The organism is Streptacidiphilus sp. PB12-B1b, assembly GCF_014084125.1.
Taxonomy (GTDB): Bacteria; Actinomycetota; Actinomycetes; order Streptomycetales; family Streptomycetaceae; genus Streptacidiphilus.
In genome coordinates, this window is record NZ_CP048405.1 from 5,507,581 (window position 1) to 5,524,889 (window position 17,309).

At 71.0% G+C, this 17,309-nt stretch carries 17 protein-coding genes; 3 read left to right on the plus strand and 14 right to left on the minus strand.

The features are described 5' to 3' along the window. Window positions 1-13: 13 nt before the first annotated feature. From GXW83_RS23820 to GXW83_RS23875, 12 genes are read right to left on the minus strand one after another with little or no spacing between them, the layout of a single operon-like run. A complete protein-coding gene (locus GXW83_RS23820; RefSeq protein WP_182445093.1) occupies window positions 14-1,477 on the minus strand; it encodes a class I adenylate-forming enzyme family protein in 1,464 nt (487 codons plus the stop codon). After that, window positions 1,464-2,501: a glycosyltransferase family 2 protein gene (locus tag GXW83_RS23825; protein ID WP_182445094.1), complete on the minus strand. Its 1,038-nt coding sequence runs from the start codon at window positions 2,499-2,501 to the stop codon at window positions 1,464-1,466. Before GXW83_RS23825 ends, GXW83_RS23820 begins: the two co-directional genes overlap by 14 nt. Then, window positions 2,494-3,366, minus strand: a complete 873-nt coding sequence (locus tag GXW83_RS23830) for a WbqC family protein (RefSeq protein ID WP_182445095.1) — start codon at window positions 3,364-3,366, stop codon at window positions 2,494-2,496. Before GXW83_RS23830 ends, GXW83_RS23825 begins: the two co-directional genes overlap by 8 nt. Continuing rightward, window positions 3,363-4,133: a phytanoyl-CoA dioxygenase gene (locus tag GXW83_RS23835; RefSeq protein WP_182445096.1), complete on the minus strand. Its 771-nt coding sequence runs from the start codon at window positions 4,131-4,133 to the stop codon at window positions 3,363-3,365. Before GXW83_RS23835 ends, GXW83_RS23830 begins: the two co-directional genes overlap by 4 nt. Further along, entirely contained in the window at window positions 4,130-4,321 is a 192-nt protein-coding gene (locus GXW83_RS23840; RefSeq protein ID WP_182445097.1) for a hypothetical protein, read from the minus strand. Before GXW83_RS23840 ends, GXW83_RS23835 begins: the two co-directional genes overlap by 4 nt. Window positions 4,322-4,350: 29 nt before the next feature. Further along, complete coding sequence (gene pseB, locus GXW83_RS23845; RefSeq protein WP_225447212.1) at window positions 4,351-5,352, minus strand: UDP-N-acetylglucosamine 4,6-dehydratase (inverting); 1,002 nt, start codon at window positions 5,350-5,352, stop codon at window positions 4,351-4,353. A gap of 60 nt (window positions 5,353-5,412) precedes the next feature. Further along, window positions 5,413-6,528 carry a nucleotidyltransferase family protein gene (locus GXW83_RS23850; protein WP_182445098.1) on the minus strand — a complete coding sequence of 372 codons (1,116 nt, stop codon included), beginning with the start codon at window positions 6,526-6,528 and terminating at the stop codon, window positions 5,413-5,415. Continuing rightward, entirely contained in the window at window positions 6,525-7,508 is a 984-nt protein-coding gene (locus GXW83_RS23855) for a phytanoyl-CoA dioxygenase family protein (protein WP_182445099.1), read from the minus strand. Before GXW83_RS23855 ends, GXW83_RS23850 begins: the two co-directional genes overlap by 4 nt. Window positions 7,509-7,538: 30 nt before the next feature. Continuing rightward, a complete protein-coding gene (locus GXW83_RS23860; protein ID WP_182445100.1) occupies window positions 7,539-7,787 on the minus strand; it encodes a phosphopantetheine-binding protein in 249 nt (82 codons plus the stop codon). Next, complete coding sequence (locus tag GXW83_RS23865) at window positions 7,777-9,273, minus strand: hypothetical protein (RefSeq protein ID WP_182445101.1); 1,497 nt, start codon at window positions 9,271-9,273, stop codon at window positions 7,777-7,779. The genes GXW83_RS23860 and GXW83_RS23865 overlap by 11 nt, the downstream gene beginning before the upstream one ends. Continuing rightward, on the minus strand, window positions 9,273-9,977 hold the full coding sequence (locus GXW83_RS23870; RefSeq protein WP_182445102.1) for a PIG-L deacetylase family protein: 705 nt from the start codon (window positions 9,975-9,977) through the stop codon (window positions 9,273-9,275). Before GXW83_RS23870 ends, GXW83_RS23865 begins: the two co-directional genes overlap by 1 nt. Beyond that, window positions 9,974-11,005, minus strand: coding sequence for an isopenicillin N synthase family oxygenase (locus GXW83_RS23875; RefSeq protein WP_182445103.1), 1,032 nt, complete (start codon window positions 11,003-11,005; stop codon window positions 9,974-9,976). Before GXW83_RS23875 ends, GXW83_RS23870 begins: the two co-directional genes overlap by 4 nt. Window positions 11,006-11,171: 166 nt before the next feature. Between GXW83_RS23875 and GXW83_RS23880 the strand changes: the two genes are divergently transcribed. Then, entirely contained in the window at window positions 11,172-12,395 is a 1,224-nt protein-coding gene (locus GXW83_RS23880) for a glycosyltransferase (RefSeq protein WP_182445104.1), read from the plus strand. Window positions 12,396-12,429: 34 nt separating this feature from the next. On the opposite strand, the gene GXW83_RS23885 is transcribed toward GXW83_RS23880, so the two are convergent. Next, window positions 12,430-13,392 carry an NAD-dependent epimerase/dehydratase family protein gene (locus GXW83_RS23885; RefSeq protein ID WP_225447213.1) on the minus strand — a complete coding sequence of 321 codons (963 nt, stop codon included), beginning with the start codon at window positions 13,390-13,392 and terminating at the stop codon, window positions 12,430-12,432. Between the two features lie 178 nt (window positions 13,393-13,570). Here GXW83_RS23885 and GXW83_RS23890 point away from each other — a divergent pair, with 178 nt between their 5' ends. Continuing rightward, window positions 13,571-14,809, plus strand: coding sequence for a type III PLP-dependent enzyme (locus GXW83_RS23890; RefSeq protein ID WP_182445105.1), 1,239 nt, complete (start codon window positions 13,571-13,573; stop codon window positions 14,807-14,809). Further along, window positions 14,790-15,953 carry an acyl-CoA dehydrogenase family protein gene (locus GXW83_RS23895; RefSeq protein ID WP_182445106.1) on the plus strand — a complete coding sequence of 388 codons (1,164 nt, stop codon included), beginning with the start codon at window positions 14,790-14,792 and terminating at the stop codon, window positions 15,951-15,953. Before GXW83_RS23890 ends, GXW83_RS23895 begins: the two co-directional genes overlap by 20 nt. A 19-nt stretch (window positions 15,954-15,972) precedes the next feature. Here GXW83_RS23895 and GXW83_RS23900 read toward each other — a convergent pair whose 3' ends face one another. After that, the gene (locus GXW83_RS23900) at window positions 15,973-17,223 is read right to left on the minus strand and encodes a class I SAM-dependent methyltransferase (RefSeq protein ID WP_182445107.1); all 1,251 of its coding nucleotides are present in this window, start codon (window positions 17,221-17,223) and stop codon (window positions 15,973-15,975) included. Window positions 17,224-17,309 lie beyond the last annotated feature (86 nt).

Here is a 17,309-nt window from a genome sequence, read left to right on the forward strand (position 1 = left end):
GTTCGAGGCCGGATCAGCCCACCTCGGCGGCCAGCTCCCGCAGCCGCGCCCGGTCGACCTTCCCATTGCGGTTCTCAGGCAGCTCATCCACCACCACGACCTGCCCCGGCGACTTGTGCGCGCCGAGTTCGCGGGCCAGGGCGCGCAGGATGTCCGCGCGCGGGCGGTCACTGACCACGAAGACGACCGGGTCCGGGTGCCCGGACCGGCGAACCACGCAGACCGCGGTCGTCCCGTCGATCCGCATGGCCGCGCTCTCGATCTCCGCCGCACCGACGCGTACGGAGCCCACCTTGTAGGTGTCGTCGGCACGGTGGGAGAAGCAGAACCGCCCGGCCTCGTCGATCCAGCCGAAGTCGCCGCTGTACAGGGCGGTCCCCTCCGGCGTGGTCCGGAACCGCCGGCGCGTCTCCTCCGGCCTGCCCCAGTACCCCACCATCACATGCGGCCCGTGGACGACCAGTTCCCCGGTCTCGCCGGGTCGGCACGGCCTGCCGTCCTCGTCCCGAACCTCCAGGGCGGTACCGGGCAGCGGGAGCCCGACCGCGTCCGGCGCGTCCAGGTCCTCGTCCGGCTCACTGATCGAGACCCGCTTGCACTCAGTCAGTCCGAACATGCGGACGACGCCCGCTCCGGGGAAGCCCCGGCGCAGGCTCACGCAGTCCTCCGGTGTGAGCGCGTCGCCGGTGTTGGTGAACAGCCGCACGGGCGGACGCCGGGCGTTCGGCCGACCCGCGAGCAGGCAGAGCCTCCGCGCCAGGCCCGGGACGACCGGGACGACCGTGGCTCCGGCCCGGTGGGCCCGCGCCAGCAGCAAAGGACCGACTCCGCTGGGCGCGAGGACCAGGTCACTGCCCCCGTGCAGCGCCAGGAACAGCTGGTACAGCCCGTAGTCGAAACTCATCGGCAGGCAGCTGAAGACGACGTCGCCCGGACGGTAGCCGAGCCGGTCGGCGATCGCCCGGACCGCGAACTCCGCCTGCCGGTGCGGGCACACCACACCGCGTGGCGCGGCCGTTGAACCCGAGGTGTACATGATGAGCGCGATGTCGTCCGGCTCGACGGCAGGCGCGGGCTCGGCCGTGGCCGCCGGGGGCCCGAGAGCGAAGGCCGGATCCGCCGGCAGGAACCGTACCGGCGGATCCCCGGCCGGTGCTCCGTCCGGCCTCGAAGCGTCGACGACCAGCAGCGCGGGACGGCAGTCACGCATGATGTCGTCCAGTTGGCCGAGTGGGGTGCCGGGGTGCAGCGGCACCGGAACCAGGCCGGCCCGCAGCGCGCCGAGCAGCGCGGCGGCCAGTGTGACGCAGTTGGGCAGCAGGAAGGCCACCCGGTCACCGCGGACCGCGCCCCGGTCCGTCAGCAGACCGGCCCAGGCCTGGGTCTCCACGCCGAACTCCCTTACCGTGCAGCTGCGGTGGTCGTCCGAGAGGGTCGCTGCCGGGTTCGCGGCGTCGAGCAGGTCATGCAGTGCCATGGGGGCTCACCTGTCCGGATCCCGCGCCGCCGGCGAGGGCGCGTCGGTAGTCGGCTATCAAGCGGTGGTAGCCCTGCCCGAAGTACTCATGCAGACGCGTGACCTCGGGCCGGGGCCAGCGCTCGGCCAATAGGGCCAGTCCGCTGGTATCCGCGAAGGACCGGAGATTGCGCCGATGCTCCAGCAGGACGCTGGCCGCCGCCGGTTCGAAGTGGATGCCGACGCCCGCTTCGAGCAGCTTCAGGCCGAGGTCCTGATCCGAGTTGCCGCTCGGCACCGTCTCCTCGACCCCGCCGATGTCCAGCAGCGTGGACCGGGCGACCGAGTGGTTGCCCATGCGGACGCACAGCCAGCGCAGGTCCGCGCGATCGCTCCGCAACTCGTTGTACATGTCCTGGAAGCCGGGCGTCAGCGCCGCGGTCCGGGACAACTCGGCGTATCGGTACCGGACGTCGTCGGGGGTGATCGTCCAATCAGTGAGGCCCAACTGCTCAGCGGTCGCCCGGATGTCAGCGAAGCCGAGCAGGCTGCCGAAGGCCCGCACGGCGAGGTCGCCGCGCGGGTGCAGGGCACCGGTGATGATGTCGCGGAAGAGGATGCCGTAGGCGTACTGCCGCTCCGTCCCGCACAGATAGGCGGCCGACGCCCGGCGGGCGTGGCCGCCGAGATGGGCCTCGACCGCGTCCGGTGCCAGCAGTGAGTCGTCGGTGGTGAGCAGGACGTATCGGCCGCGGGCGGCCTCGACTCCGACGTTGTAGGCGGCGGACTGGCCGCGGGAGGGCCCGTCACCGCGCAGGACGCGCGGCCGGATCCGCAGCCGCCTGCGGGCGAACTCGTCCACCAGGTCAGCGAGCCGGACGTCGCTGGAGTCGTCGACGACAACGACCTCGAAGGCGGACGCCGCCGCCGTCTGGGCGTCCAGGGCCACCAGGCACAACCGCAGCAGCGCCCACCTCATCTCGGTACCGACTGCTCCGGAGAGCCGGCACGGAAGGACCACCGACAGCTCGGGCCGCTCAGACATACGCGCTCCTGACCGAGGGCACGCGCACGGTGACTCCGTCCGCCGTGGCGGGTGCCCCGGGGACCGTCTCCAGGACGGCCGGGGCCCCGCTCGCGGCGAGGGCTTCCAGGAGCGCCTTCCTGGTGGCGTTGCCGGCCAGCAGCGCCGCGGTGCTTTCGGCGCCGACGTTGAACAGCAGGTCCACCACGGAGAGGTCGGGGATGAACCCGCCGTGCCGCTGCTGGTACACGGGCCCCCGGTAGCGCTGGTAGAAGACCGAGATCCCGCGGTCCAGGAACTCCTGCTCGCGTAGGTAGTCATGCCCGTTGACACCGGACACGTACACCGTCGCGGACGTGCGCCTGCAGTGGTCGAGCACGATCCGGGACTTCCGGCCCTCCCAGCCCAGTTCGCTGGCCCGCACGAAGTCCACCTCGATCCGCAGGGCTGCGGCCAGCCGTCGCAGCAGGTGGGCGTTCAACTCCACGAGGCTGGTCCAGCTGTGCCCCAGGAGGGCGTCCTCGAAGATCGGCGCATAGCTCCGCCAGTGGTCCGCCTGCGAGTAGGCCTGGCTCAGGCTCGTCCAGTGCGCGCGCTGCCAGTCGGTCCTCGTGGCGCACACGCCGGGCGCTATGGCGATGTCGCACAGTCGGCGGGACGCGGAACCGCGCGAGGAGAGCGGGACGGTGAGCCAGAAGGAACCGTTCGGGCCCTTGATGCGGTTCCGGTTCTGCCAGCCTCGGCGGGAGTAGTCCACCGTGTCCATCAACACGATGACGTCGGCCAGTGCCAGCTTGTGGAACAGCCCCGCCCAGGGCAGGTAGGTGGGCTGGTGGCAGGTGACGATGCGCGGCACCGGGGCGTGGAAGGCAGGTCGGCCGCTCATCCGATCGTGTGGCCCGCGTCGGCCAGCAGGCTGCCTCGGGCGTTCTCGGCGATGCCGTGGGCCGCCGTCGGATCGAAGAACAGCGTCTCGTCGAAGAGCCAGGGCCGGTCGCCGCCCTCGGCCAGGTGCCGCTCCCGCAGCAGCCGGTGGGAGCCCCCGTAGCCGCCGGGCCATCGGATCCCTCCCTGGCAGTAGGAGCCATCCAGGAAGTACCGGGGCTCGGCCTCCCCTCCCGGCCTGGGGATGCGGGCGTGGAACATGGCCGAGTTCATCAGCACGGCCCCGCCCGGCGGGAGGCGGTCGATCACCACCGCGTCCGGCAGTCGCTGCCAACCCAGGTGCCATAGCGCCCGCTTGCTCGCCACCGACCGCTGCGTCCCCGGTGCCAGCAACAGGTCGCCGACCGTGCCGTTGAGCCCGTTCAGGTAGATCAGCACGTGCACCATCAGGTGCGACCGGTTCGTCTGCGGGTACTGGTCGTAGTCGTGGTGCCAGGGGAGCCCCGGGGTGCCGGCGTCGTGGCGGGCCGCGTTGAGGTGGTGGAACACGTAGCGGGAGCGGTCCGGTTCGTCGGGGAGGTCGAGTACCGGCGGCACGCCGCCGGAGAGCGTCCACTCGGCCCGCGGACGCCAGGCCGCCATGAGCTGGTCGAGCACACCGGTGATCCGCGGATGCCAGACGAGCCTGCCCAGGTTCGGCAGCTCGTGCGCCCGCCGCCGCTCGGAGGGCAGTTGGTGCAGCAGCGGCGACCGCACCAGGCGGCTCAACCGCTCCCTCGCCTGCGGGGAGAAGCCTTCCCCAGATTCTTGGCCCGCCCTGACTCCGCGGTGAGTTCGTCGATCTCCTGCTTCAGCGCCTCGGTCTCGTGGGGGTCGAGGATCTGCCTGACGAGATAGCCCCGCTCGTCGAAGGCCTGGAGGTCCCCTTCGGTGAGTTCTGCGTCCTGGTACTGCATGGAATCCTCCCCTGCGGGCCGGTGCCCGGTCAGTCGCGTGTCAGTCGGCGGAGTTCGTCCACCTGGATCCAGTCCGTATTGGTGTCGCTGCGGTATTCGAACCCCGTCGGGACCGGTCGGCCGACCTGGTCCGCATAGACGTCCGACGGCTTGAGCCCCCAGGACTCCTGAAAGGCCGACTGGATGGCGAAGAAGTCCTCGAATTCCAGGGTCTGCGCGGACTCGTCGGCGGGGATGAGCACCTCGTGGATCTTCTCGCCCGGCCGGACGCCGATGACCTGCTGCTCACACCCGGGACCGACGGCCGACGCCAGGTCCACCATCCGCATGCTGGGCTGCTTCGGGATGAAGACCTCGCCGCAGTTCATCATGGAAAGGACCCTGAGGACGAACTCGACTCCGTTCTCGATGGTGATCCAGAAGCGCGTCATCCGGGTGTCGGTGATCGGGAGCTTTCCCGACCGTCTGCGCTCCTTGAAGAACGGGATGACGCTTCCCCGGGATCCGACAACATTCCCGTAGCGCACCACGGAGAACCGCGTCCCGGTCTGGCCGGAGAGGCCGTTGGCGGCGATGAAGAGCTTGTCCGAGCAGAGCTTCGTGGCGCCGTAGAGGTTGATCGGGTTCGTCGCCTTGTCCGTGGACAGGGCGACCACCCGCTCGACTCCGGCGTCGATGGCGGCGTTGATGACGTTCTCAGCGCCGAGGACATTGGTCCTGATGCATTCGATGGGATTGAACTCGGCGGTCGGCACCTGCTTCATGGCCGCCGTGTGGATCACCACGTCGACGTCGGCGAAGACCCGTTGCAGCCGGCTCGGGTCCCGCACGTCGCCGACCACGTAGCGGACCGTCGGGCCGTTCACCCGTTCGGCCATCTGGAACTGCTTGAACTCGTCGCGGGAGAGCACGGTGAGGCGTCGCGGGCAGAACTCCGCCAGGACACGCCGCACGAAGACTTCGCCGAAGGAGCCGGTACCGCCCGTCACCAGAACGGACTTGCCATGGAGGTCGTACGTGGGACTGATCACGGATGCTCGCTTCCCTGAGAGGACTCATATCGGCTGGGGCCGGTCGTCGGCCCGCGGGTCCTAGACCGGGGACTGGGACGTGGCGCCAGGGCGCTCGTCGGAGAAGAGGCGCTCGGCGATGTCGGACGCGGCCCACCTCAGCGGTGTCGCCAGATCGATGCCGCCGTACTCGTGCAGGAAGTCCCGGCCGATCGCGCCGTCGGCCGCGATCCGGTCGAGCACCTCGCCCGGGACCGTCGAGGGGAACAGCCGCTCGGCGTTGGCGAGCGCGAAGTACACGTTGCGCAGCGCGCCGGCCTCGGCCGCCACCGCGGTGAGCAGCGCCCAGTCCAGGTCGGGATTGGCCCGCACGACGGCCACGATGTCCACGTACTGCAGCAACCGCTGGTGCTTCCCCTTTTCGATGTAACGCAGCGTCGTGGACTCCTTGTGCAGGTGCGCGGCCACGTCGAGGAGGAAGTGCTCAGGACGGAAGACCGGCAGCGTCCCGCCGTCCGACTCGAAGGGCGACGCCTGGTCCAGGAGTCGCCGCGCGGGGAGTCGGACGCCGCTGGCGGGGAGGAAGAGGTCCCAGCAGACGTCGACGGCGATCGAGGGCAGGCAGGGATCGCCGGAGGGGCGGTGATGCGCGGGGAGGTTGTTCACATGGACGTTCCAGAAGACAGACTGACGCCTGGTCAGCGGAATGATCCGGTTCTGGGTGTCGATCCGGCCCGGGAGGTACCCCTCCGCCTTCAGCAGTGCGGCCACCTCCTGCGCCGCGGCACGGTCCACGAAGAGGTCGATGTCGTTCATCGGCCGCAGCCCGGGATCCCGGTAGACCGCCGGGGCGAGGTACGCGCCCTTGCGGACCGCGACCTGGACACCCTGCCCGAGGAGGAGGCCGACAAGTCGCACCGCCTCGGCGACCAGCAGCCGGTTGCGCCGCTCGTTCAGGGTGTGGGCGCCGAGCAGGGCATCGAGCACGTACTCCCGGCGGCTCTCGTACTCGATCCCACGGACGCCCGCGAGGGACCGCCCCACCAGCGCGGCGACCCGGTGCCGGAAGACCGTGTCGAGCACGAACCCCCAGTCGAACCCGTCGAGGTCGGTGTCTGCGGCGAGGTCCCCGCCGAACGGCGTCGAGGCCCGGAGGATGAATTCCTTCTCACGCTGCTTCTCCGGCCGCGCGCTCATGTCGGGCTCCCGGTCGACCTCAGCCGTCTGAGGGGGCTGCTCGCCGCCAGGGAGTGCCGGCCGAGGTGGTCGATCGGGCCGTCGACGAAGTCCGCCCAGACCTCCAGCCCCGCGCTCTCGAACAGCGGCGCCGCGGCCGCCGGCAGTTCGACGGCGTCTCCGGGGAAGCGCCAGAGCGGGTCGTAGGTCAGCGCCAGCATGAAGCGGCAGCAGTCCGAGGCGTTGGGCATGCCCCGGTGCCAGAGTCGGGAGTCGCGGATGATGACGCTCCCCGCCTCGGTGACCGCCCTGACCGGTGGCCGCTCCGTGCGGCGCTCCCCCGTCATCGCCTCGGGCACGGTCAGCCCCACCCTGCGGTTGACCGTGCTCCCGGCCCCGGCCCGCTTGGCGGCCCGGAGGTACCGCAGTGCCTGGTCGACGCCGCCGCTCGGGCTCCCCGCGTGCTGGCACATCCGCGGGTCCAGGTGGGTACCGGGCCACAACTCGATGGCACCGCCCGCCGTGTCGGTGTTGCGCAACGGGATGTTGACGATGAGCCGGGCCGCGGGGTGGGCCCGGGGCAGGCCGGGCCAGCGCTGGCCCTCGTCGACGTGCACCGGCTGCGGCTCCGATCCGGGGAGGTTGCTGTTGTTCGAGTAGGAGCTCAGCCGTACGGGCTGTTGGAGCGTCCGCCTGCACACCTCCAGCACGAACGGGTGAGCCAGCACGTCCGGCCACAGGTACCCGGTCTCCGCCGGCGGATCCTGCTGCAGGTGTCCCGGGGCGAAGTTCTCCGCTCGGTCCGGCCGGCGCAGCAGGATGTCGAGGTCGTCGAGCATCCGGGACCGGAGGCGTTCGAGAAGGGCCCGGTCGACCACGCCCTCCAGGATCACCGCCCCGTCGTCCCGCATCGCCGCGACAGCGGCGGCAACCGCCCCGGCGTCCGGGGGTACCGCACCGCGCGCCCCCTCGCCGGGGTCCACCCGGACTATGCCGTCCACACCGTCCGCCCTCCGCAGCCTTTCCACCGGTCACGCCCCGGACTGGATACGGGAGACGAGCAGCGAGACGCTGCCGACGGTGCTGAAGTTCTCTGCCAGCATCTCGCCGTCGGGGATCATGATTCCGAACCGCTGCTCCAGGTCGATGATGAGCTCGACCAGGCGCAGGGAGTCGATTCCGAGGTCCACCAGTTTGTCGTCCGCACCCAGGGATCCGGCCGGGGGGACGTCAGCGGCATGGATGCGCAGGACGCCCAGGATGTCTTCGTCAATGGTCATCGCACATGTCCTCTTCGAGTCCGCTGGGAGAGTTCGGGTTATGGCCGCTGTCGTGCTGCGCGAAGACGGCGAACCGAAGGTGGGCCGCGACCGACTCGGTCTCGTGCACCGAGAGCGGCCGGGCGGACCTGAGGCGGACACCGTCCGCGGAGATCCGGAAGCTCGCCGGGATGCCCGTACGGGCGAGCACGGAGCGCACGGTGTCCGGCTCCGGGACCGGGGGGTGGCCGCAGGCCGCGAGTTGGTCCGCCGGGCACAGGGCCATGCATTTGGGCCGCCGCCCCGGTACGGAGTCGTACATCTTGACAGCTTCGACGTTCGGCACGGCCGTGCCCCGGTCCCGCGACAGCATGACGGTCAGCCCGCAGGACTGGTCTCCGACGATGGTGCTCGTCAGCCCCAACCGTCGATGGACCGTCAGGATCCGGCCGACGAGTTCGTCCGGGAAGTGCTTCTCCTCGCCCGCACCCTTCGCCACCACCGGCAGGCTCAGGCCGCGCCGCAGGCTGCTCTCCGGCAGGTGGGGCACGCCCTTCAGCCCGCCGATCACCGTCAGTCCGAGCGGTTCGCCGAACGAGAGGGCCTCCGCGATCTGCTCGTCACCGTCATTCCAACCCGGGACGATGGGCCGGTAGTAGTGGGCGGCCAGCAACCGCGGATGGCCGGCCAGGAGTTCGACGGTGCGCTGCTTCCGCGCCAGGAACCCGGGCGCCGCCCCCATCGTCTCCATCTCGGCGGGCGCCGCGTTGTGGGTGAGGAAGAGCATGATCTGGAACGACCGGTAGCCGCTGAGCCGCTCGACGTCCTTGTCCCGCACGAAGTGCTTCGTGATGATCATGACATCGTTGCCCCATCCGCGTTCCTCCAGCAGATCGAGGAGCCGGAACGTGCTCTCCCGGACCTGCGGCAGGAACGGTTCAGTGGTGGCCGTGTGCAGTCCGATCTGCGTCAGTCCCGGGATGAACAGCGGATGCCGTTCCAGCCGCTCGATGACCGCCTCCTCCTCGATCACCTGGGTCGGCCGCCCGTTGAGGAACCAGTCGACGCTCTCCCGCTGCTCGTCGGCCCGGAAGCAGTAGACACAGCCGAAGCTGCAGCCGAGCATGGGATTGAGGATCAGCATCCCGGCGTGCGGCCAGACCGGGGCGACGCTGTTGATGTCCTCGTAGAGCCCCAACTCGCTCAGGACGTGCAGGGTCCGCGCGCTCAGCGTCCTGCGCAGGCCGGTCCCGAGCACCGTCCCGTCCCCGCGGACCCGGCGCGCTGCGGGGTCGCCCGCCACCGAGCGGGCCAGCTCGACCAGCCGGGCCACCAGGGTGGGCGCGGTGGCACTGCGGTTCACCGCCTTGTCCGCTATCTCCATCGCCGCCTTGAAGACGACGCGCTCCTGGCCGCTCAGCGCTGCTTCGTCCTCCTCGAAGCGACGCAGCAGTCCCCCGGAATCCAGGCCCGCGCGTTCAGCGAGCCGTTCGAGGTCCAGAGCCATCAGGCCTCCCTCTCTTCCTGTGCGACCGCCTCCGCGCGGATCGATCGCATGAGCTGGAACGCCTCGGCGGACTCCAGGCCCGCGGTGCTGCCCCGGTACCGGGCGAGGGCGCGCAGCGCCTCCGGGGACCGGGGGTGCGGGAAGGCCCGGCGCTCCGACCGGTAGCTCTCCATCGCCCGCACCTTGGTCTCGATCGTCTCGCTGACGTCCACGAAGACGTTGGGGGTGAACCCCGGGGCGACCCCGGCGAAACCCCATTCGGTCGAGGAGGGCACCTCGAAGCAGTAGAGATCCCGCACCGGGCAGCCGTCGACCGGGCGGGTCGCGGTGAGCACGGCGCGGGACGTCAGCTGGTGGTCCCGGTTGAGGTCGCCGGGGTGGTGCGTGAACACGGAGGCAGGCCGGATCTCCCGCAGCACCCGCTCGACCCGCCAGACGATCTCCAGCAACGGAAGCGTGTCGAACCGCAGGTCCGGAAGGCGCTCGAAGGTCACCGACGCCGCGCCCAACAGGGTCGTGGCCGCCTCGGCGTCGGCGTAGAGCGCGTCGGCCGCCGCCCGGTCGTGCCGGGACGCCTCCCTGGCCGTGATGCCGTCGCCCAGGACCACGATGTGCACGTCCTCGGTGGCCGCGAGCTTGGCGATGGTCGCTCCGCACCCGAGCGTCTCGTCGTCGGGATGGGCGGCGAATACCGCGATCGTCACTGCGACCGCCCCTCCCCCGACCCCGCGAGCCGCTTCACCTTCGCCGCCTTGAACGGATTACCGTCCGGCAGCGGGAAGGGCAGCTGGAGCGTTCCCTCGTGCAGGGCCGCCCGCAGGTGCGGGAGATGACGGACCCGCAGCGCGGTCAGATGCCGACCCGCGTGGAGCTCGGGGTAGCCGGGGGCGCCGTCCGGGGCCTGCTGCCTCCGGGGCGCGGTCGGCGCGATCACCTCGTCGAAGTCGGGCCCGTAGAAGTATGTCAGCGAGTGGCGGTCGGGGTCGCGCGGTCTGACCCAGTGCAGGGTCGACTCGATGCGACCGCCTGTCAGCAGTTCGAGCAGATCTCCCACGAGCACGGTGATCTGGTCGGGAGCGGCCGGGACCAGATGCACCCCGCCGTCGCGGCCGTACACCTCCAGCCCGGGCCCGGAGTGCCAGATGAGGGTGAACCACTCGTAGTCGGTGTGCCCGTTCGGCGGCTCCTCCAGATCCTGCGCCGGCGCCGGGTAGTGCAGTAGGCGCAGCAGCGAGATACCGCGCCGGGATCGGCGCTCCAGATAGTCGGGCTCCAGCCCGCAGACCCTGGCGAGCATCTGCGAGACCGCCCGCGCACACGCGGAGACGGCCTGGTAGTAGGCCTCCACGGCGTCCCGGAAGCCGGTAAGCTCGGGCCACAGGTTCGGCCCCAGGAGAATGGACTCGACCGGGCCGCCGTCGCTCTCCGCGCCGATGTCCAGGGACGCGTAGTCACGGACGACACGGCGCGTGCCCGTGCCCGCCGGGCCTGGATCTGCCGGGATGAACCCCTTGTTGCCGAGGGAGAGCGCCATGGCGCAGCGCTGCTTGCGCTCCAGCTCCTGATCGTTGAAGGCCCGTGAGGCCGCGACGCACTCCTCGATGACCGCAGCCGGAATCCCGTGGTTCACCAGGCTGAAGCATCCGACTTCCAGTAGCGCGGACTCCCAGGCCCGCACCACGTCGTCGGACGGGACAGCAGCTTCGCTCAGGTCCAGAACCGGTATACCCATATGAGTCCCACCTCCGACGCACCAAGATGCCACGAACGGGGAGCGTGCGAGATTCGGCGTCAACCAGTTCGTGTATGACCAGGGAAAATTCCCGGGTTGCACACCCGGAACCGCGCGCACCCGGCAGCGGTTGCCTGCCGCCTCCCTCGCGGGCAATACTGCGCGAATGCGGATCCTCTTCACCTGTGTGTCCGGGTACTCTCATTTCTACAATATTGCCCCGCTCGCGTTCGCGGCCCGGAGCAGCGGTCACGAGGTCGCATTCAGCTCGGCCCAGGAGATGTCCCCCGGCGTCGAGGCGGCCGGCTTCCCGTTGCTGCCCGCAGGCCCGGGACGCCTTCGGATGCGTACTGAGGTGCTGCGTTCCTACGGCCACGAGATCTCGGCGGACATCCGTGACTGGCGTTCCGGGGCCCGAATGTTCGGACAGATCGCACCCCGCCTGCGCTGGGAGCAGCTCTCACGGGTGGTCGCGGATTTCTCCCCCGACATCCTGGTCACCGAGGCCCTCGAATTCGCGGGACCGCTGGTGGCGCGACTGCACGGCGTTCCGCATTATTTCCTGAGCATCGGCCCCTTTTACGCCGATTCACTGGAAACCGTCTGGGACCGTGCGGAACCGCTCTACCGAGAGCATTTCGGACACGGGGTCGGCATTTCCGACGTCGTCGAACCGTATATCGACGTCTGCCCGCCGGCACTGCAGACCGGGGCCGGCCGGGCCGTGGTGGATTCCCTGGCCATCGGGATCCGCGCCTACCACGGGCACGGCGGTCCTTCCCGGAACGTCGGCGGCGCGACCACGGAGTCCAGGCAGCCGCGGGTGCTCATCACCTTCGGTACCGTCGCCAACGGCGCGATCTCCTCGTTGGACGACTCGGCGGCCGAGTTGGGCAGGCTCGGCATGGAGGTGACGATGACCCTCGGCCCGCATGGCTGGTTCGACTGGTCGAATCCCTCGGCACAGGCGCCGGGCCCACAGACGCCGGGCCGGTCCCTGGGCCGCAACGTCCACGTGGTCGGGTACGTGCCGCTGGACGAGGAGTTGCGGAGGACATCGGTGATGATCCATCACGGGGGAAGCAACACCACCCGCGCCGCGATCGAGGCCGCCGTGCCCACGCTGGTGATCCCCCAGGGCGCGGAGCAGTACCGGAACGCCTGTTGGGTGGAGCAGCACGGCCTGGGCCGGATGCTCATGCCGGCCGACGCCACCCGGGAGGCCGTCGTCGGCGCCGTGGCGTCCCTGCTCACGGACGCGGAGACGCGGAACCGCCTCTCCGCGGCGCGTGCGGCGTGGTCGGCCGCGCCGGACCCGGCGGGAACGCTGGCTGAGATGGAGCGGCGCCTGACCGGTCGGACGAGCCCGGGGGCGCACCCCGGGCGATGACCCCGGGGCGACGGCCGCGCCCGCCGGGCCCCGGTCAGCCGGGAAGCGGCGCGGACCGCCCCGCCCGACCGCACGCCGCACACCACGCGTCGGTGACGATCCGTTCCAGGTCGGAACGCTCCGGCCGCCACCCCAGGCGGCGCAGCGCGGCGGCGTCGGCGACCGAGACCGGCACTTCGGATCGGGGTGGATCGCGGACCACGGCGACCCGGCGGCCGGAGACCCGTTCGACCGTGGCGACGATGTCGCCGACACTCGCCTGCGTCCCACCGACGTTGAGGATCCGGCACTCCCCCGGGAGGCAGGCGTCCAGGGCGAGCACATACGCCCGCGCCAGATCGTCGACGTGCACGAAGTCCCGGACCGCGCTGCCGTCACCGTTGAGGCGTAGCTCCGGGACCACGCCGGCCGCGACGGCGAGGGCCATGGGAACGATCCGGGTGCGGTCCGGGTCACCGACCCCGGCGACCGCCCCCGACACGTTGAACGGGCGCAGCACGACCGCCTGGAGCCCCGCCGTCACGGCCTGCTCGACCGCGCGATCCGCCGCGAGCTTGCTCTCGCCGTACGGGCTGAGCGGCTTGGTGGGAGCGGTCTCCGAGACTGCCCCCGACCCAGTGACGCCGTACACCGCCGCCGTGGACGCCTGCACCCAGCGCAGCGGGCGCGCCGTGCGCCGCGATTCGGCGAGGGCGGCGGCGAGCAGCGTCAGCGTGCCCTGGTAGTTCACGTCCCAGTACAGCTCGGGCTGTTCGAAGCTCTCGCGCACCCGCGAACTGCCCGCCAGATGCACCACGGCGTCGATGTCGCGGACAGCGCTGAGCATGGCCGTACTGTCCCGGACGTCTCCTCGGCGCGTCTCGCACGCCGGCGAGTCGGGCAGTTCCGCCCGCCGGTCCCGGTGGGTCAGCGTGACGACCGTATGGCCTGCCTCGCTCAGGCGGCGGACGGCGGCGGTGCCGGTGAAGCCGTATCCGCCGGTGACCAGCACACGCACAGGCCCCCGCCTCCGGTTCCGACGCTTCCAGGTCTCGGTCGAGGGTATCCCCTCAGCTCATCCGGCGGCCGTGCGCGGGCAGTTGATTCGACGGCTGTGGACAGTTGGGGCGCGGCGGGTGATCGTTGGGATTCACGCCCGCACATGACCGGGCCAGAGTTGGGCTCAGGGGGCAGCGGTGCGGGAACTGACAGATCTGGCCGAGCGGTTCGGCACCCCGCTGTACGTCTACCGGCTCGACCGGGTGCATCGGGCGGTCGCCGACCTGCGGGCCGCGCTGCCCCGGGACACCCGGCTCTACTACTCCCTCAAGGCCAACCCGCACCCGGCGATCGTGGCCGAGCTGGCCGCACTCGGGCTGTCCGGGGAGCTGAGTTCGACGGGCGAGCTGGCGAGTGCCATCCGTGCGGGCCTGCCCCCGGAGCGGTGCCTGTACACCGGACCGGGGAAGACCTCCGAGGAGATGCTGGCCGCGGTCAAGGCCGGTATCCGGCTGTTCTCGGTCGAGTCCCGCACCGACCGGGACCGGCTGGCCGACGTGGCCCGGGCGTCCGGGGTCGACGTCGACTACATGGTGCGGCTGAACGGCACGGCGACCGCGGGGAGCGGTCTGCGGATGACCGGAAGGCCTTCGCAGTTCGGGATCGACGTCGATCAGACGGCCGAACTGGCGGCCGTGCTGACGGGTCGATCCCGGGCGCGGCCGGTGGGCGCCCACGTATTCGCGGCGACCAACGTGAGCGGAGTCGATGCGCTGCTCGCCGAGTTCGACCTGAGCGCCCGCACGGCGGCCCGGGCGATGGAGTCCATGGACAGCCGGCCGGAGTTCGTCGATCTCGGCGGCGGCTTCGCCGCCCCGTTCGCCCAGCCCGGGGAACGCACCGACTACTCGGCGATCAGGGCCGGGCTTGAGCGGTCCCTGGACGCGTGGCTGCCGGGATGGCGGAGCGGAGAGCCCCGGGTCGGCTTCGAGAGCGGGCGCTACCTGGTGGCGGACAGCGGATTCCTGCTGGCCACGGTCCTCGACGTCAAGCGCAGTCATGGCACCACCTACGCGGTGCTCGACGCGGGCGTCAACGTCCTCGGCGGCATGTGGGGCCTGGGCCGCCTGCCGACGCCGTCGGCGCGGCCCGAGCCGGTTCCGGGCGCCGATGGGACCGGCCGGGCGACCCTGGTCGGGCCGCTGTGCACCCCGCTGGACGTCCTCGGCAGGGCAGTCGACGTCTCCGACCTCTCCGTGGGCCTGGTGCTGTCGATCCCGAACGTCGGGGCCTACGGCCTGACCGCCAGTCTGCTCGGCTTCCTCTCCAGGCCGGTGCCGACCGAGGTCGTCCTCGACGCCCACGGAGAGATCGCGGATGTGCGCCGACTCGAACTGCGGCAGGTGGAGAGGGCTGATGAGCGCGCACACGCATGAGCAGACCGTCGCCGAGGTGGTCGCGGTGCTCCGCCGCCACGCGCGACAGGTCGACGCCGAGGCCCGCTTCCCCGCGGAGGGGATGCAGGCGCTGCGTGACTCGGGCCTGCTCGGCCTGCTCGTACCGAGGGTGTACGGCGGGCTCGGCTGCGGGCTCGACTGCCTGGTCCGCATCGCCGCCGAACTGGCGGGCGGCTGCCTGTCCACCGCCCTGGTCTGGGCGATGCACTGCCAGCAGACCGACGTGGTCGCCCGCCACGGCAGCGAGGAGCTGCGAGCAGAGCTCCTGCCGCGGATCGCGGCGGGCAAGGAGTACCTGGCCTCGGTCACCACAGAGGCTGCGAAGGGCGGTCACCTGCTCACCGCGCTGACTCCGCTGCGCACGGACGACATGCTGCTGCGCATCGAGCGGGACGCCCCCGTGGTCACCGGCGGCACCGCCGCGGACGGCTTCCTGATCACGATGCGTGCGGGTGAGGACGCCGCTCCGCACGAGGTGTCGCTGGTCTACGCCAGCCGCGACCAGGTGGCCGTCGACGTGGTGGGCACCTGGAATCCGCTGGGGATGCGCGGGACGCACAGCCCCGGGCTGAAGTTGTCGGGCGGCATACCGCCGGGTCAGGTCATCGGTGCCCCTGGTGAGTTCCGGGACATCGCGCTGGAGAGCATGATCCCGCTGGCCCATCTCGGCTGGTCCGCCTGCTGGCTCGGCGCCGCCCGGGGCCTGATGCGGGAGCTCGTCGCGGCCGTCCGTGACCGCAGTTGGCCGGTGGACCTGGCCTCGGACCTCCTGCGCGAGCGGCTCGCGCGGATCCGGGTGGACCTGGAGCTGGTCAGCGGCTACCTGTTCCAGGTGTGCACGGAGGTGCGGCAGGCTCGCGCGGACGGCAGGTCGCTCGGCGGGCCGGCCGAACAGATCCACCTCAACGTGCTGAAGGTGGCGGCTTCCGAGCTGACCTTCCGCGCCGCCGACCGGATGATGCAGCTGGCCGGCCTCTCCCGGGGGTACACCGGGGACTCGCCCGTCCCCGTGGAGAGGGTGTTCCGCGACCTGCGCTCCGCCGCGCTCAACAACTCCAACGATCGGCTGCTCATCGCCATCGGCGCGCTGGTCCCCATGGACCGGTCGGTACGGCTGCTGTGACACCCGTCCGCCGTGGCGTTCAGCGGCAGACGAAGACCCCTTCCTGGAAAGAGACATGGAAGGCGCCGTCGCGTCGGATGATCCCGGTGACGTGCCGGCGCACCTCGGACATCACCGCGCTCCAGGCGACCCCGGCAGGCAGGGCCGACTCGCGCCGCTCCCGGGTGGAGTGGAGGTAGCGGACGACCGCCTCGGGTTCGGTGATGAGGAGCTCCCGCTGGACATGGCGCCGTTCCACCGAGTCGAAGAACCGGCTCAGCCTGACCGCGCCGTTGTCCAGGTCGAAACGGCGCACCACCGGGACGTCTCCTCCCCCGGCCACGGCGTTCGATCCGTGCTGCGGGCGCCCCAGGAGGAGCCCGATCGACTCGTGGAACACCTGGTCGAGTTCCTGGAGGTGGAGTGGTCCGCTGGTCCCCGCGAGGAACCGGCCTCCGGGCCGCAGGACCCGCCGCACCTCGCTCAGCCCCCGGTCGAGATCGGGGACGTTGTACAGCATCTGCATCGCCAGTGCCATGTCGAAGGAGTTGCCCGCGAAGGGCAGGCCCATCAGATCCCCCACCACGCAGTACGCCGCCGGGGTTTCCAGTGCCGCGTGGTTCACCGCTCCGATCGAGGGATCGACGCCGACCACCCGCAGACCGGGCTGCACGAGCCGGCGAAGATGCCTCCCCGTCCCACAGCCCACATCGATGACATCACGCACCCCCGCCCAGGAGGTCTGCTTCAGGTCCCAGCCGGGGGTGTCCACCCCGTCAGGGAGATAGGAGTAGATGTTCAGCCGAGAGGCGAGCCGGTCGAAGCGCGACCACAGGGCGCATGCCTCCCGCGCCGAGCGCTCCACCGAAGCCGCCGTGTCGTCGTCCCGGTCAGCCGAACGGGTGATCAGCCTCCGACGTCGTACATCGAGCAGGGCGGGAACGGGGGCCTTGTCGGGGTCCGCGTCCGAATCCTTCCGAGCGAGCACGTGGAACAGGGCGGCCGTCTGTCGCTCCGACGGCGCATCGTCCTCGCAGTAGAGAAACAGGCGGAATGCAACGCCGTCGATCGACACCGCGAGAGTAGGCCGCAGCACGATGTCCAGGCTTCCCACACCGACCGTTCGCCGGTCGGCCTCGGCATGCGCCAGGGTATGGCCGGCCGCCCATGCGGAAAGCGCGTCGACCCACGCCTCCAGGCCCGCGGGCCGGGGGCCGCTCCCGAATCCGCGCGAATCCGGAGAATTCCCGGAGCAGCTTCGGACGAGGTGCTGTTCGAGCAGCTCGGGCACCCTCCGCACCGCCGGAGCGCCATGAGGATGAGCATAGGCGTCCCAGGCCTCCCTGAGAACTCCCGAGCGGTCGATCCCGTCGTGGA